This window comes from Rhodopseudomonas palustris (assembly GCF_003031265.1).
GTDB lineage: Bacteria > Pseudomonadota > Alphaproteobacteria > Rhizobiales > Xanthobacteraceae > Rhodopseudomonas > Rhodopseudomonas palustris_H.
The window spans coordinates 3,057,123-3,073,024 of the sequence record NZ_CP019966.1; the positions used below are offsets into that span (position 1 = coordinate 3,057,123).

14 protein-coding genes are annotated in these 15,902 nt (G+C 66.1%); 10 read left to right on the forward strand and 4 right to left on the reverse strand.

The genetic code is table 11. From position 1 onward, the window contains the following. Window position 1: 1 nt before the first annotated feature. The 3 genes from rpsI to RPPS3_RS14290 all read left to right on the forward strand — a co-directional run bounded on the left by rpsI (window position 2) and on the right by RPPS3_RS14290 (window position 2,379). Window positions 2-484 carry a 30S ribosomal protein S9 gene (gene rpsI, locus RPPS3_RS14280; RefSeq protein ID WP_107344691.1) on the forward strand — a complete coding sequence of 161 codons (483 nt, stop codon included), beginning with the start codon at window positions 2-4 and terminating at the stop codon, window positions 482-484. Window positions 485-762: 278 nt separating this feature from the next. Next, a complete protein-coding gene (locus RPPS3_RS14285) occupies window positions 763-1,998 on the forward strand; it encodes a GGDEF domain-containing protein (RefSeq protein ID WP_107344692.1) in 1,236 nt (411 codons plus the stop codon). Window positions 1,999-2,076: 78 nt separating this feature from the next. Next, window positions 2,077-2,379 carry an antibiotic biosynthesis monooxygenase family protein gene (locus tag RPPS3_RS14290; protein WP_107344693.1) on the forward strand — a complete coding sequence of 101 codons (303 nt, stop codon included), beginning with the start codon at window positions 2,077-2,079 and terminating at the stop codon, window positions 2,377-2,379. On the opposite strand, the gene RPPS3_RS14295 is transcribed toward RPPS3_RS14290, so the two are convergent. Beyond that, window positions 2,363-3,514: an AI-2E family transporter gene (locus tag RPPS3_RS14295; protein WP_107344694.1), complete on the reverse strand. Its 1,152-nt coding sequence runs from the start codon at window positions 3,512-3,514 to the stop codon at window positions 2,363-2,365. The two genes, RPPS3_RS14290 and RPPS3_RS14295, sit on opposite strands and share 17 nt — an antisense overlap. 262 nt (window positions 3,515-3,776) lie before the next feature. On the opposite strand from RPPS3_RS14295, the gene RPPS3_RS14300 reads away from it, so the two are divergent. Further along, window positions 3,777-4,724, forward strand: coding sequence for a septal ring lytic transglycosylase RlpA family protein (locus RPPS3_RS14300; protein WP_107344695.1), 948 nt, complete (start codon window positions 3,777-3,779; stop codon window positions 4,722-4,724). A gap of 28 nt (window positions 4,725-4,752) precedes the next feature. Here RPPS3_RS14300 and RPPS3_RS14305 read toward each other — a convergent pair whose 3' ends face one another. Beyond that, a complete protein-coding gene (locus RPPS3_RS14305) occupies window positions 4,753-5,700 on the reverse strand; it encodes an alpha/beta fold hydrolase (protein WP_107344696.1) in 948 nt (315 codons plus the stop codon). Between the two features lie 143 nt (window positions 5,701-5,843). Between RPPS3_RS14305 and RPPS3_RS14310 the strand changes: the two genes are divergently transcribed. The 6 genes from RPPS3_RS14310 to RPPS3_RS14335 all read left to right on the forward strand — a co-directional run bounded on the left by RPPS3_RS14310 (window position 5,844) and on the right by RPPS3_RS14335 (window position 12,079). Continuing rightward, entirely contained in the window at window positions 5,844-7,085 is a 1,242-nt protein-coding gene (locus RPPS3_RS14310; RefSeq protein WP_107344697.1) for a D-alanyl-D-alanine carboxypeptidase family protein, read from the forward strand. Between the two features lie 2 nt (window positions 7,086-7,087). Continuing rightward, window positions 7,088-7,780 (forward strand): dTMP kinase, encoded by a 693-nt coding sequence (tmk, locus tag RPPS3_RS14315; protein WP_107344698.1) that lies wholly within the window; start codon window positions 7,088-7,090, stop codon window positions 7,778-7,780. Continuing rightward, entirely contained in the window at window positions 7,777-8,832 is a 1,056-nt protein-coding gene (locus tag RPPS3_RS14320) for a DNA polymerase III subunit delta' (RefSeq protein ID WP_107344699.1), read from the forward strand. The genes tmk and RPPS3_RS14320 overlap by 4 nt, the downstream gene beginning before the upstream one ends. Before the next feature lie 80 nt (window positions 8,833-8,912). Next, entirely contained in the window at window positions 8,913-10,457 is a 1,545-nt protein-coding gene (gene metG / locus RPPS3_RS14325; protein ID WP_107344700.1) for a methionine--tRNA ligase, read from the forward strand. Window positions 10,458-10,461: 4 nt separating this feature from the next. Next, window positions 10,462-11,250, forward strand: a complete 789-nt coding sequence (locus RPPS3_RS14330; RefSeq protein ID WP_107344701.1) for a TatD family hydrolase — start codon at window positions 10,462-10,464, stop codon at window positions 11,248-11,250. Window positions 11,251-11,275: 25 nt separating this feature from the next. Next, window positions 11,276-12,079 (forward strand): MBL fold metallo-hydrolase, encoded by an 804-nt coding sequence (locus RPPS3_RS14335; RefSeq protein ID WP_107344702.1) that lies wholly within the window; start codon window positions 11,276-11,278, stop codon window positions 12,077-12,079. A gap of 229 nt (window positions 12,080-12,308) precedes the next feature. On the opposite strand, the gene RPPS3_RS14340 is transcribed toward RPPS3_RS14335, so the two are convergent. Continuing rightward, window positions 12,309-13,958, reverse strand: coding sequence for an acyl-CoA synthetase (locus RPPS3_RS14340; protein ID WP_107344703.1), 1,650 nt, complete (start codon window positions 13,956-13,958; stop codon window positions 12,309-12,311). A gap of 54 nt (window positions 13,959-14,012) precedes the next feature. After that, the gene (locus RPPS3_RS14345; RefSeq protein WP_107344704.1) at window positions 14,013-15,896 is read right to left on the reverse strand and encodes a TRAP transporter large permease; all 1,884 of its coding nucleotides are present in this window, start codon (window positions 15,894-15,896) and stop codon (window positions 14,013-14,015) included. Window positions 15,897-15,902 lie beyond the last annotated feature (6 nt).

Consider the following 15,902-nt stretch of genomic DNA (forward strand, 5'->3'; position numbering starts at 1 on the left):
GATGTCCGAGACCATGCAGTCTCTCGACCAGCTCGCCGCGCTGAAGACCACCGTCGCTGCCGCGGACGCGCCGACCTACACCAAGAAGGTCGACAAGTTCGGTCGCGCCTACGCCACCGGCAAGCGCAAGGACGCGGTTGCCCGCGTCTGGATCAAGCCGGGCGCCGGCAAGATCACCGTCAACAGCCGTGAGGTCGAAACCTACTTCGCCCGTCCGGTGCTGCGCATGATGATCCAGCAGCCGCTGGTCGCCGCGGCCCGTGCCGGCCAGTACGACGTGATCTGCACCGTCGCCGGCGGCGGTCTGTCCGGCCAGGCCGGTGCGGTTCGTCACGGCATCTCCAAGGCGCTCACCAATTTCGAGCCGGAGCTGCGCAGCGTGCTGAAGAAGGGTGGCTTCCTGACCCGCGACAGCCGCGTCGTCGAACGTAAGAAGTACGGCAAGGCCAAGGCCCGCCGCTCCTTCCAGTTCTCGAAGCGCTAATCTTTCCCGGTCTCACCGGTCGATCCAAAGGGCGCCCTGCGGGGCGCCCTTTTTTATTGCCGTTTGGAATGGTGCAAGCGGCCGGGGGCAGGCTTACCGGCGAGCGTGGCTTTGCACGCAAATTGTCGGCAATTTCCAGCGAGTTATCGGACAAATCGGACCTGTCGAACAAACGCGATTTCAATTCACCCGGAGTCAAATCGCCTGCATGAGGGGATCAGCGCCGCGCCCGCGGTGTTGAAATGCCATCACCGGAAGCCACCACCGAGTACCCCACCATGTCGCTCGATATCTCGACACTGTTCCTTGTTGCGACTCTGATCTGCGCGCTGCTCGGTGTGATGCTGCACTATTTCGGCCGCCAGGAGAAAATCCCGGCCCTGAACTGGTGGGGAAACGCCTACCTACTCGGAGCCATCACGGTGGCGCTATGGACCATCCTCACTCCGGTATTCGGCGAGGTGATCACGCTGGCGATGGCCAGCCTCGGCTTTATCGCCTGCGGCATGATGTGGAACGCAGCTCGGGTGTTCCACGGCCTGAAGCCGAGCTGGCCGGGCCTGTTCCTCGGCGCGCTCGCCTGGCTCGCCGCTGTCACCAGTCTGCCGCCTGAGCAGGACGCGCTGCGGATGACGATCGGCGCCGCGATCGTCGCCGCCTATGCGGGGCTGACCGCCAGCCAGCTCGCTGCCGAGCGTCGCAAAGCGATGCATCGGCGCTGGCCGACGATGGTGGTGCCGCTGCTGCATGGCGCCGTGCTGATGCTGCCGATCGTGCTGGCCGACCTGTGGCCGTCGCCGCATTCCGGCTTCGCCGGCAACGTCTGGGTGGTGCTGTTTGCCGTTGAACTGGTGTTGTACGCGATCGGCACCGTGTTCGTGATCTTTATGCTGGTGTCCGAGCGTTCGGTCAGCTTGCACAAGACCGCCGCGTCGCTGGACCCGCTGACCGGCATGCTCAACCGCCGCGGCTTCTCCGAAGCGTGCGCCCGGATGATCGAGCGCGAAGCGATCGCCGGCCGGCCGGTGTCGGCGCTGATCTTCGACATCGACCACTTCAAGTCGATCAACGACCGGTTCGGTCACCCGGCCGGCGACGAAGTGCTGAAGCTGTTTGCCGCCATCGTTACCAATTCGCTACGCATATCGGACCTGTCGGGCCGGATCGGCGGCGAGGAGTTCGCCGCGCTGCTGCCGTGCCCGATCGACGAGGCGGTCACCGCGGCCGACCGCGTCCGCGAGGCGTTCCAGAATTGCGGTATCGAGGTCGACGACGCGCCAGTGGCGACCACGGTCTCGATCGGCGTCGCCGGCGGCCCGGCGGGTGTCGAGCTCGAGGTGCTGCTCGCCGCGGCCGACACCGCGCTGTATCAAGCCAAACGCGGCGGCCGGAATCGCGTGGTCGCAACGGTGGAGCAGCCGGTGTCGCTCGAGGAGAGCCGGCGCAAGGCCGCGCAGGCACGCGAGCATCAGGTTGTCGCACGAGGCGGCGAGGTCGGGCAGGCGGTCGCCTAAGCCGCCGCTTCCGACCGCTTCAATTGCGCCGCCCGGTGCGATAAGACGCTCGTCCCATCACGGACGAGGCGCACGCGCATGATCACCGAAATCGCACAGATCGACGTCAAACCCGGCAGCGAGGCCGACTTCGAAGCCGCGGTCGCCAAGGCGCGCGAGGCGTTCGGCCGCTCCAAAGGGTTCTGCGGCTTCGAGCTGCACAAGTCGATCGAGAAGCCGCAACGCTACCGCCTGATGGTGAAGTGGCAGACGCTGGAGAACCACACCGTCGACTTCCGCGGCTCGGAGAACTTCACCGAGTGGCGCGGCCTCGTCGGCGGCTTCTTCGCCGCGCCGCCGGATGTCGAGCACACCGAGACGGTGCTTACGTCTCAGGGGTAATCGCCAGAGGTGCGGCGCCGGCCGGAGCGATCAGCTCGGCCGGTTCCTCGCCGCGCAGATGGTCGAGCACGACCCGGCCGATCGCCATCAGCGGCAACGCCAGCGCCAGCCCCCACAGCCCGAACACGATGCCGAGCAGGATCTGCATCGCGAACAGCGTGGCCGGCGGGATGTCGATCGCCTGACGCTGGATCAACGGCGTCAGGATGTAGCTTTCGAGCGCGTGGACGCCGAGGAAGAGCACGAAGGCGCTGACCACGGCGATCCAGCCGGAGCCGATCGCGGCAAGCACGATGATCAGCCCGCCCAGAATGGCGCCCACGGTCGGGATGAAGGCGAGCAGACCAGCCTGGATGCCGAGGATGAACGCTCCAGGAATTCCGATCAACGAAAGACCGGTCGCGGTCACGGCGAACACCGCCATCATGGTGATCAGCTGCGCCAGCAGCCAGCGTTTCAACATCTCGCCGGTGTCGGTGACGATGACATCTGCCTGCGCCCGATAGCGCCGCGGCACCATCCGCACCAATCCGTTGCGATACACCGACGGCTGCGCCGCGAAGGCCAGCCCGAGAAACATCACGATGAAGAAGTTGCCGACGGCACCGATGGTGCCGAGGATCAGCTTCAGGGTCTGGCTGACGATCGCGCCGCCGCCGGAAGCGATCTCGCCGGCGCTCGGCAGGTTGCGTGGCTGAACGGGCGTTGTGGTTTCGGGGTGCGCTGCGCTTGGCGTGGTGTTGAGCTCGAGGAAGCCGGTGTCGACGCCATTGCGCTCGAGGAACGCCTTCACGTTGACGATCTGGGTCTTGATCGTGCCGGACAGCGCCTTGGCCTGCTGGCTGATGGTGTTGCCGCCAAGAAACGCCACGCCGATCGTCAGGCTGGTCAGAACCAGGCAGATCAGCGCCAGACGTAGGCCATGTGGCCCGCCGACCAGCTTACCCGTGAGCTCGGTCAGCGCATTGAGGAAGACGCCGAACAGCACGCCCGCAAAGATCAGGAATAGCGTGCCGGCGAACTGCCACGAAGCATAGAGCAGCGCCGCGAACGACACGGTTGCAATGCCCCCGAGGGCGATCGCCCAAGCGAGATCTGTACGGGACGGAGTGCGATCGAGAAGGGGGGCGGTCACAGGCGGTCCTTTCACTCTGCGGCGCAGTGTTCCGCGAATCGGCGTGCGGGGGCAAGCGTGCGATGAAGAGCGTTGAGTGCGGCGGCGGCGGCTGGTGGACCGAAAAAGCCTTAACCATCAATCGATCAAGTTTGAGCGGTCCCATTTTCGCCGTGTTCGCTGTGCGATATGGTCCCAACCGATGCCGGAATGGGCGTGCATCGGTCGCGGCTGGGGAAGCGCCGAGTTGGGCGCGGGCTGCGGGAATGGTATTCGGGGACTCATGGGGATTCGCGAGCGAGATTCCAAAGGCCGTGCCGCGCGTGTCGTGGTCGCTGCGGGTGCCTGCCTTGTCCTTGCCAATTGTGCCCAGAACGGCCAATTCAGCCGGCTTGATCCGAAATACGGCGTGTCGTCGAGCCCGCGCGTGGTTGCTTTCGGCGAGCCCGTGCCGAAGGGCGGCGGCACCTATCGGGTCGGCAAGCCATACGTGGTTGCCGGCCGCACCTACGTTCCTGAAGAGAATCCGCATTACCGCGCCGAAGGCTTGGCCTCTTGGTACGGCGATGACTTTCATGGCCGGCTGACGGCCAACGGCGAAGTGTTCGACATGGCGTCGCTGTCGGCGGCGCATCCGACCCTGCCGATCCCGAGCTACGCCCGGGTGACCAATATGGCCAACGGCCGGTCGCTGATCGTGCGGATCAACGACCGCGGCCCGTATCACGGCAACCGGCTCATCGACGTTTCGAACAAAGCCGCCGAACTGCTTGAATTCAAACACAGAGGCACCGCGAAGGTGCGGGTCGAATATGTCGGCCGGGCGCCCCTCGAAGGCTCCGACGACCGGCAGTTGATCGCGACGCTGCGTCAGGGCGAACCGGCCCCGGCGCCCACAGGCGTCCGCATCGCGTCGGCCAAGCCGTTCGTGCCGGACTTCGGCAGCGCGAGCGCCAGCAGCGGAGGCGGCCGGATCCGCGGCGACATTCCGCTGCCGGAAGGGCGCCCATACTCGCTCGGCAACACCTCGATGGACGTCGCCTCAGTCGGCGCCACCACCGAAGTCTCGGCCTCGCGCAGCAGCCGCTCGAACCGGCAGGCGCTGGCGCCGAACCCGCGGGCGGTCTCTTACAATGTCGGCTCCGAAGAAGCCGATGCAGAACCGGCCAGCGCCCCGGTCCGCCGCAACGACGAGATCGGCAACCTGCTGTCGGCCCGCGGCCTGTACTGAGCGGCTCGATCCAGCCGCTCCAATCGTCTCAGTAATTTTCCTTCAGAAACGCGATCAGCGCCGCATTCACTTCATCGGGCTTTTCCTGCTGGATCCAATGTCCGGCGCCGTCGATGATCAGCTTCTGTTTCAGATTCGGCAGCACCCGCTCGATCGCGGCCAGATGCTTCCCGCTCATCTTGTCGGAAATCACCGGGTCGTTGCTGCCGGCAATGAACGCGGCGGGCTGGCGAATCTGAGCGCCTTGCCAGGGCGCGGTCAGCTCCCAGTTGCGATCGATATTGCGGTACCAATTGAGGCCGCCGCGGAAGCCGCTCTCTTTGTATTGCTCGGTGAAGAAGGCGAGTTCGGCCTCGGTCAGCCAGCTCGGCAGCGGCAGCGTGGCGGCTGACCGGCCGACGAAGCCGCGCCCTTCCGGCACGAACAGCGAGCGCGCCGGGTCGGCGAAGCCGCCGCACAGCATGCCCCGCATCGTTCCGGCGACATCGCGCTCGAATTCAGCCTCGGCGACCCCGGGCTTCTGGAAATACTGCCAATAGAAGTTGGTGATGCCGGCGGCGCGCAAGAGGTCCAGCGGCCGGCCTTTACCGCGCCACGGCGGCGGCACGCTGAGGCCCGCGACCGCCGCGAACAGATCTGGCCTAAACTGCGCCGCGTGCCAGGCGACCGGTGCGCCCCAATCATGGCCGATGATCGCGGCGCGAGTTTCGCCGAGTTCGGCCACCAACGCCACCATGTCGCCCACCAGATCGAAGATGCTGTAAGCCTCGACCGCTTGGGGAGCCGAGGAACGGCCGAAGCCGCGCATGTCCGGCGCCACCACGTGATAGCCCGCGTCCGCGAGCGCGCCGATCTGGTGCCGCCACGAATACGACAGCTCCGGCCAGCCGTGGCACAGGACCACCAGCGGACCTTCACCCTGTTCACGCAGGAACAGCTCGATGCCATTGACGGTGACGGTGCGTGTGGAAGCCATGGTGTATCCGCCCTGATTGTTATTGAGTTTGTGTGGAAGCGAGCTTGCGCTCACGGTAGGATTGATCGTCCGTCACCACAATCGAAAACGGCCGCGCCGGTTGCACGGCCGGCGGTCGTAACGCTGCCCTGGAAATCCCGTCGATGGCCGTCCTGACTTCGCTGCTTTCTCCGCGCTCGTCCCTTTGGCGCGGCCTGTTGGCGGGCCTGATCGCCATTGCGATTGGGGCAGGGCCGGTGACCGCCGCCAACCAGAGCGTGCAGGGCGCCAAGAAGGACGATTCCGGTTTCGAGGCGCAGGCGCCGAGCGCCATCCTGGTCGATGCCGAGAGCGGCAGCGTGCTGTTCGAGAAGAACGCCGACGAACTGCGCGCGCCGTCCAGCATGATGAAGCTGATGACGGTCGAAACCGTGTTTCATCTGCTCAAGGCCGGCGAACTCCAACTCACCCAGGAATACCGGGTGAGCGAGAATGCGTGGCGCAATGGCGGCGCGCCGGCCGGCGGCTCGACGATGTTCGCCGAGATCCACAGCATCATCTCGGTCGACAATCTGCTGCACGGCGCGATCATCCAGAGCGGCAACGACTCCTGCATGGTGCTGGCCGAGGGCATCGCCGGCAGCGAAGCGGCGTTCGTCGAGCTGATGACCAAGCGGGCGCGCGAGATCGGGCTGACGCAATCGACCTTCGCCAATTCCACTGGGCTGCCGAACCCCGACAACAAGATGAGCGTGCGCGAGCTGGCGAAGCTCGCCCGCCACATCATCCTGACCTATCCCGAATACTACCCGCTGTTCGGTGAGAAGGAGTTCACCTGGAACAAGATCCGCCAGACCAATCGTAATCCGCTGCTGAACGCGATGCCGGGCGCCGACGGCTTCAAGACCGGCTACACCAAGGAGGGCGGCTACGGCATGGTCGGCTCGGCGGTGCAGAACGGGATGCGGCTGATCGTAGTGGTGAACGGTCTCGAGGATGCTGATGACCGTGCCAGCGAAGCGAAGAAGCTGTTGGAATGGGGCTTCCGCAATTTCGAGTCGCGGTCGCTGTTCGCCAATGATGCGACGATCGGTTACGCGCGGGTGTTCGGCGGTGAGAAGCGCTACGTCCCGCTGACGCCGGCCGAGCCGGTCCGCGTGATGGTGCGCAAGAACGGCAGCGACAAACTGATCGCGCGGATCGTGTATCAGGGGCCGGTGCCGGCTCCGGTCGAATCCGGCCAGCGGGTTGGGATGGTCCGGGTGTGGCGAGGCCCCAATCTGGCAGTCGAGGTGCCGCTGAAGGCGGCCGAGGCCGATCCGGTCGGCTCGACCATGCGTCGCGCGCTCGACGGCGCCAGCGAGCTGGCGATCGGCCTGGTGCGGGCCGGCATGGCAAAGCTCTGACCATGGTTCAAAAGAAGCCGACAAATCGTTCATTGCGCGGGCGCTTCATCACCTTTGAAGGTGGAGAGGGAGCCGGCAAATCGACTCAGATCAGGTTGCTGGCGAAGCGGCTGGAGAAGGCGCGGCTGCGCGCGCTGGTGACCCGCGAACCCGGCGGCTCGCCGGGCGCGGAAGCGATCCGCAGCGCGCTGCTGGCGGGGATCGGCAAGCTGATCGGCGGCGCCGATGCCGAGGCGCTGCTGTTCGCCGCCGCCCGCGACGACCATGTTCGCACCCTGATCGAGCCGGCGCTGGCCCGCGGCGAATGGGTGCTGTGCGACCGCTTCTACGATTCAACCCGGGCGTATCAGGGCAAGCTCGGCGCCGTGAGCCTGGATCTGCTCAACGCGCTGCAGCAGGTGACGATCGGCGACATGAAACCGGACCTCACCGTGATCCTCGATATTCCGGTCGAGATCGGGCTGGCGCGCGCCGCGGTGCGCCGCGGCAGCGAGACGCCGGACCGGTTCGAATCCGAGGCGATCGATTTCCACCGTGGCCTCCGCGAGGTATTTCGCCAGATCGCCGCGCAGGAGCCGGAGCGCTGCGTGCTGATCGATGCCAACGCCGAGCCGGAGGAGGTCGCCGACCGGATTTGGCAGGCGGTACGGCTGCGTCTGCTGGAGCCAGCCCGCAGCGGGGCGAAATCGGCATGAGCGCCCGCAAGGCCGCCTCGAAGGCAGCGGCGCCGGAAAACACCGTCCGGCATCCGCGCGAGACCACCGAGCTGTACGGTCACCACGCCGCCGAACAAGCGCTGCTCGACGCTTATCGCGGCGGCCGGATTGCCCATGCCTGGCTGATCGGCGGCGCGCAGGGAATCGGCAAGGCGACGCTGGCGTACCGGATGGCGCGGTTCGTGCTGACGCATCGCGAGCCGCAATCGGACGCGGTGCGGAGCGCAGCCTCGCTGGCGATCGACCCCGATCATCCGGTGGCGCGCCATATCGCGGCCGAGGCCCATGGCGGGCTGCTGACGCTGGAGCGTTCGGTCAACGACAAAGGCGTGCTGCGCAACGTCATCACCGTCGATGAGTCGCGCGAGACGATCTCGTTCTTTGGCGCCACCGCGGCGATCGATGGCTGGCGGGTGTGCATCGTCGACACCGTCGACGACCTGAATGCCAATTCGGCGAACGCGCTGCTCAAGGTGATCGAGGAGCCGCCGCAGCGCTCGCTGTTCCTGCTGCTGTCGAACGCGCCGGCGCGCGTGCTGCCGACCATCCAGTCGCGATGCCGCAAGCTGATGCTGCGCCCGCTCGCGACCGCTGACGTGATCGCCGCAGCGGCGGATGCGGCCGGTCTCGAGCGCGATGATCCGCAGCTCGGCGAAGCGGCCGCGGCGTCCGAAGGCAGCGTCGCGCGCGCGCTGATGCTGATGGGCGGCGGCGCCTTGTCGCTGCAGCAGACCACGACCGCGCTGCTCGACAGCCTGCCGAATGTCGATCCCCGCGCGCTGCACGCGCTTGGCGATGCGATCGGCGGCACCGATCGTGCGACGCTGCAGGCCTTTGTCGATGGGGTCGACCGCTGGGTCGCGGCGCGGCTCCGCACGCCAGATCCGAACGCGGAACTGCCGCGCCTTGCACGGCTGGCGGAGGTATGGGAAAAGATCGGCCGCGCCGCACGCGACACCGAAGCCTACAATCTCGAGCGGAAACCGCTGGTATTTTCGGTGTTCGGGCTTCTCGCGGAGGCGGTGCGCTGACGCCGATCCGGCGATCGATCGCCCGGCATGGTCAGCGCCGCCGCGCTCAACCGATCCAGATTTGAAAGGCGTCCGCGCAGATGGCGCAGCGAAATTCATTCTACATCACCACGGCGATCTCCTATCCGAACGGCGCGCCGCATATCGGTCACGCCTATGAGGCGATCGCGACCGACGCGCTGGCCCGGTTCCAGCGGCTCGACGGCAAGGATGTGTTCTTCCTGACCGGCACCGACGAGCACGGCCTGAAGATGATCCAGACCGCGCAGCGCGAGGGGATGACGCCGGCTGAGCTTGCCGCCCGCAATGCCGGCCGCTTCCGCGACATGGATGATCGCTTCGGCATCTCCTACGACCGCTTCATCCGTACCTCCGAGGAGCAGCATCACGCGTCCGTCCAGGAAATCTGGAAGCGCATGCAGGCCAGCGGCGACATCTATCTCGACAGCTATTCCGGCTGGTACTCGGTCCGGGACGAAGCCTATTACGCCGAGGATGAAACCGTCGTCGGCGAGGACGGCGTTCGCCGTGGCCCGCAGGGCACGCCGGTCGAGTGGGTCGAGGAGAAGAGCTACTTCTTCAAACTGTCGGCCTATCAGGACAGACTGTTGAAGCTCTACGAGGAGCAGCCGGACTTCATCGGCCCGGACGCGCGCCGCAACGAGGTGGTCAGCTTCGTCAAGGGCGGGCTGAAGGATCTGTCGGTGTCGCGCACCACGTTCGACTGGGGCGTCAAGGTGCCAGGCGATCCCGAGCACGTGATGTATGTCTGGGTCGACGCGCTGACCAACTACATCACCGGCGTCGGCTTCCCGGATGAATCCGACAAGAACTGGCATTACTGGCCGGCTGACGTTCACGTCATCGGCAAGGACATCATCCGCTTCCATGCGGTGTACTGGCCGGCGTTCCTGATGTCGGCGGGAATCCCGATCCAGAAGCGCGTCTACGCCCACGGCTTCCTGTTCAACAAGGGCGAGAAGATGTCGAAGTCGGTCGGCAACATCGTCGACCCGTTCAATCTGGCCGACCAGTACGGCGTCGATCAGGTGCGTTACTTCTTCCTGCGCGAGGTGCCGTTCGGTTCTGACGGCAGCTACAATCACGAGGCGATCGTCAACCGCATCAACGCCGATCTCGCCAACGACCTCGGCAATCTGGCGCAGCGTTCACTCACCATGATCGCCAAGCAGTGCGACGGCAAAGTGCCCGAGCATGGCGCGTTCAGTGAGACCGACAGCGCCATCCTGGCGATGGCCGACGGCATGATCGCGCAGGCGCGGACCGCGATGGCGACGCAGCAGATCCATCAGGCGCTCAACGCGGTGTGGGCGGTGGTGGCGGAAGCCAACCGTTACTTCGCCGGCGAAGCGCCGTGGGCGCTCGCCAAGACCGACCCGGCGCGGCAGAAGACGGTGCTGTACGTCACCGCCGAAGTGCTGCGGCAGATTGCGATCCTGGCACAGCCGGCGATCCCGACCTCGGCGGCGAAGCTGCTCGACATCCTCGGCGTTGCGGAAGGTTCGCGCGACTTCGCGGCGCTGCCGACCCGGATCGTGCCGGGCACGCCGCTGCCGGCCCCTGCGCCGATTTTCCCGCGCTACGTCGAGCCGGCGGCAAGCTGACGCCATGCTGGTCGACAGCCACTGCCATCTCGACTTCCCCGACTTTGCCGACGATCTCGCCGGCATCGTCGCCCGCGCCGAGGTGAGCGGGGTGGGGCGGATGGTGACGATCTCGACACGGGTCAAGAAGCTGCCGGACCTGGTAGCTATCGCGGAGCGGTTTCCCAACGTGTACTGCTCGGTCGGCACCCATCCGCATCATGCCGACGAGGAAGACGGCATCACCACCGATGAGCTGGTGAAGCTGGCGCAGCATCCCAAGGTGGTGGCGTTCGGCGAGGCCGGGCTCGATTACTTCTACGAAATGGGCTCGCGGCCTGCGCAGGAGCGCGGCTTCCGCGCCCACATCGCGGCGGCGCGCGAGACCGGGCTGCCACTGGTGATCCACACCCGCGAGGCGGACGATGACTGCGGCAAGATCCTCGAAGACGAAATGGGGAAGGGAGCTTTTCGCGCGGTGCTGCATTGCTACACCGGCGGTCGCGATCTCGCGATGAAGGCCATCGACCTCGGACTGATGATTTCCTTCACCGGCATTCTCACCTTCAAGAAGTCGCAGACGCTGCGGGATCTCGCCGCCGAACTGCCGGCCGACCGTGTCATGGTCGAGACCGACTCGCCGTATCTGGCGCCGGGCAAATATCGCGGCAAGCGCAACGAGCCTGCCTATGTGGTCGAGACCGCCAAGGTGCTGGCCGAGGTCCGCGGCGTGTCGCTCGACGAGATCGCCCGCCAGACGACCGAGAACTTCTTCCGCCTGTTCGGCAAGGTGCCGGCGCCCGCCGCCGCATGACGCCTTTGACAATCGGGGTCGCCGCATGACGCTGACGCTCACCATCCTCGGTTCGGGCTCCTCCGCCGGCGTGCCGCGCCCGGCGCTCGGCTGGGGCGCCGCGGACCCGTCCAACCCGAAGAACCGGCGGCTGCGCTGCTCGCTGCTGGCCGAGCGCATCACGCCGGACGGCGGCATCACCCGCGTGCTGATCGACACTTCGCCTGACCTGCGCGAGCAACTGATCAGCGCCGACGTCGATCATCTCGACGCGGTGTTCCTCACCCACGAGCACGCCGACCAGACCCACGGCATCGACGATCTGCGCTCCGTGGTGATGGCGATGAAGCGGCGCATCCCGGTGTATCTCAACCAATCGACCGGCGAGCACGTACTGTGCCGTTTCGCCTACTGCTTCAAGCAGGCGCCGGGCAGCTCATATCCAGCGATCCTGAAATCGCGCGAGATCGAGGCCGGCGACAGCAAGACGATCGCAGGCGCCGGCAGCGACCTGACGCTGACCGCGTTTCTGCTGAAGCATGGCGATATCCCCGCGCTCGGCTATCGGATCGCCGGGGCGGCCTATACGCCCGACGTCCATGATATTCCGGAAGCGAGCTTCGGCGCCCTTGAAGGCCTCGACCTGTGGATCATCGACGGCCTGCGCTACAAGCACCACGCCAGCCACTTCAACATCGAAACCGCGCTGAAATGGATCGAGCAGTTCAAGCCGAGGCGCGCGGTGATCACCAACATGAGTGCCGACATCGATTACGAGACGCTGCGCAAGGAACTACCGGAGGGCGTAGTGCCGGGGTTCGATGGGATGCGGCTGGAGATCGCGGGCTGAGGCCGCCACGCGTCCGGCCTTCTTTTGTCATTCCGGGGCGCGCGAAGCGCGAACCCGGAATCCATAACCCCTGCGGTTAGTTACTTGGTAAGGTAGATCGACGAGCGCCCGACGTAATCGCACTGCTGCGGCGTATGGATTCCGGGTTCGCTCGCTTTGCGAGCGCCCCGGAATGACAAACGCGAGGTATCCCGGGCGGTGCGGCTCGCGCCCGGAATGATGGGAAGTATTACTCCAAAATCGCCTTCGCCGATTTCACCTGATCGCGCAGCATGAATTTTTGGATCTTGCCGGTCGAGGTTTTCGGGATCGACGAGAACACGATGCTCTTCGGGGTCTTGAAGCCGGGGAGGTGTTCGCGGCAATAGGCGATGATCTCGGCTTCAGTGGCGGTGGCGCCGTCTTTCAGCTCGACGAAGGCGCAGGGGACTTCGCCCCATTTCGGGTCGGGCTTGGCGACCACGGCGGCGAACAGGATCGCCGGGTGCTTGTACAGCACGTCTTCAACCTCGACCGATGACACGTTCTCGCCGCCCGAGATGATGATGTCCTTGGAGCGATCCTTGATGATGACGTAGCCGTCGGCGTCGAGCACGCCGAGGTCGCCGGTGTGAAACCAGCCGCCGGCGAGCGCTTCTTTGGTGGCCTTTTCGTTCTTCAGATAGCCCTTCATCACGATGTTGCCGCGGAACATCACCTCGCCGATGGTCTCGCCGTCGCGCGGCACCTCCTGCATCGTCTCCGGATCGAGCACGGTGACGGCTTCCTGCATCGGGTAGGGCACGCCCTGGCGGCGCTTAAGCTTGGCGCGCTCGGCGACCGGCAGATCGTCCCAACCGGGCTGCTCGGCGCAGACCGACGCCGGGCCGTACACTTCGGTGAGGCCGTACACATGGGTCAGCTTGATGCCGATGGTCTCGGCGCCGGCCAGCACCGCCATCGGCGGCGCCGCGCCGGCGATCAGGCCGACGACGGGCTTCGTCGCAGCGCCCTTCGGCGCCTCCGGTGCATTGATCAGCGCGTTATAGACGATCGGCGCGCCGCACATGTGGGTGACGCCGTGCTTCGGGATCAGCTCGAAGATCTTGGCCGGATCGACCTTGCGCAGGCAGACGTTGATGCCGGCCGCGGCCGCGATCGTCCACGGGAAGCACCAGCCGTTGCAGTGGAACATCGGCAGCGTCCACAGATACACCGGATGCTGGCCGAGATTGCCGGCGAGGATGTTGCTGACCGCGTTGAGATACGCGCCGCGATGATGCGTCACCACGCCCTTCGGATTGCCGGTGGTGCCGGAGGTGTAGCCGAGCGAGATCGCGTCCCACTCGTCCTCGGGGCGATGGCCGGCGAAGGTCGGATCGCCGGACGCGACCGCATATTCGTATTCGAGCTCGCCGATCCGGTGGCTGCCGGGAAACATCTTGTCGTCGACGTCGATCACCAGCGGCTTCGGCTTGGTCATCAGCTTCAGCGCTTCGGCGACGACGCCCGAAAACTCCGGATCGACCAGGATGATCTTGGCGCCGCCGTGATCGAGCTGGAATGCGATCGCCGCGGCATCGAGCCGGATGTTCAGCGCGTTCAGCACCGCGCCAGCCATCGGGACCGCGAAGTGAACTTCGACCATCGCCGGCACGTTGGGCAGCATCACCGCCACGGTGTCGCCGCGGCCGATGCCGCTACGGGTCAGCCAGGAGGCGAAGCGGCGGCAGCGCGCGCGGGTTTCTTTCCAGGTGTAGTGCCGGCCTTCGTACACCACGGAGGTCAGCTCCGGATAAACGTTGGCGGTGCGCTCCAGGAAGCTCAGCGGTGACAGCGGCACGAAGTTGGCCGGGGTCTTGTCCAGACCGATGCTGTAATGACCTTGCGGGGTGCTCATGACGACCTGCCTCTCACTTCACGACGGCGCCGCTGCGTTCTCCCCGCAGCGCCTCTACAAGAATCCAATCGAGATCCACGGGATCGCCGCGACCACGATCAAGCCGATCAGCAGCGCCAGCATATATCCCCAGATCGGGCGCATGCCTTCGGCGGGATCGACGCGGCCGATCGCGCAGGCCGCATAATAGCCGACGCCGAACGGTGGCGCGAACAATCCGATGCCCATCGCCAGGATCACCACCATGGCGTAGTGCACCTCGTGGATACCGACGGCGCGGGCGATCGGAAACAGCAGCGGCCCGAACAGCACGATCGCCGGGATGCCTTCCAGCACGCTGCCGAGGATCACGAAGGCAACGATCGACACTGCCAGGAACGTGGCGGAGCCACCGGGCAGGCCGGTCATCGCCGCCGCCAGCGCCCGCGAGAAGCCGGACTGCGTCAGGCCCCAGGCCATGCCGGTGGCGGTGCCGATGATCAGCAGAATGGCCCCCGACAGCGCCGCGGTCTCGACCAGCATCGGCCGCAGCCGGCGCCAATCGAACTTGCGGTACACCAGGATGCCGACCACCACGGCATAGACGATGCCGATGGTCGAGACTTCGGTGGCGGTGGCGACGCCTTCGACCACGGCGGCGCGGATCACGAACGGCAGCGCCAGCGCGGGTAGGGCGACGATGAAGGCCTTGCCGATCTCGCTGCCGCGCGCGCGTTTGACGTGGCTAAGGTCTTCGCCGCGATAGCGCCACCACACCAGGCCGCACAGCATGATCGCCAGCACCACGCCGGGTAACAGGCCGCCGGTGAACAGTGCCGAGATCGACACGCCGGTGACCGAGCCGATGGTGATCAGCACCAGGCTCGGCGGAATGGTTTCAGTCTGGGCGCCGGTGGCGGAGAGCAGGGCGACCAGATCGCCCGGCTTGGCGCCGCGCTCCTTCATCTCGGGAAACAGCACCGGCGCCACCGCCGCCATGTCGGCGGCCTTGGAGCCGGAGATGCCGGAGACCAGATACATCGCACCGACCAGCACGTAATGCAGGCCGCCGCGGACATGGCCGAGCAGGCTGGCGAGAAACGCCACCATCGCCCGCGCCATCCCGGTCATCTCGATCAGCAGACCAAGGAAGACGAACAGCGGCACCGACAGCAGGATGAGGTGGCTCATGCCCTCGTCCATCCGGCCGACCAGGATCAGCAGCGGTGTCGTGGTGGTCAGCGCCAGGTAGCCGTAGATCGCCAAGCCGAAACCGAACGCGATCGGCACGCCGGCGAACACGCAAGTGGCCACCACGCCGACGAAGAAGATCACCAGATTGAGGTTGCCGAGCGGCTTGAACAGCGGCTGCGCCAGCCAGAACGCGCCGATCAGCAGCGCGACGGTCAGCGCAGCGCCGAACACCAGCTTGAGATCGCCGAACCGGATCAGCCGGAGAGCTGCGAACAGCGCCATCAGCGCGATGCCGACCGGCAGCGCCGCGGCGCGCCAGCTGTTGGCAAGCGACAGCGCCGGCGTGGTGATGTAGCTCTCTTCGTAGGCGTATTCGTAGGCCGGCGCGGCGATCAGCAGCAGGAACGCCAGTGCCGCGCAGATGCCGACCAGATCGAGCCAGGCGCGCAGGCGCGGGGAGGCCCCCGCCACCATCGCTGTCATCCGCATGTGTTCGCCGCGACGGAATGCGACCGCCGCGCCGAACATCGCCAGCCACAGAAACAGGATCGACGCCAGTTCGTCGGACCAGATCAGCGGACTGTGGAAGACGTAGCGAGATACCACGCCGGCAAACAGCACGACGACCTCGACGACGACCAGGATCGCCGCCGGAATCTCGACCATCAGGCCGAGCCCAGCCTCCAGCGCGCCGATCAGCGTCTTACGCTGCGGCGCGTGGAGCCGTTCACCGGCGGTGAGCTGGGAAGCGTCGGCGCTCGCCATATCGGC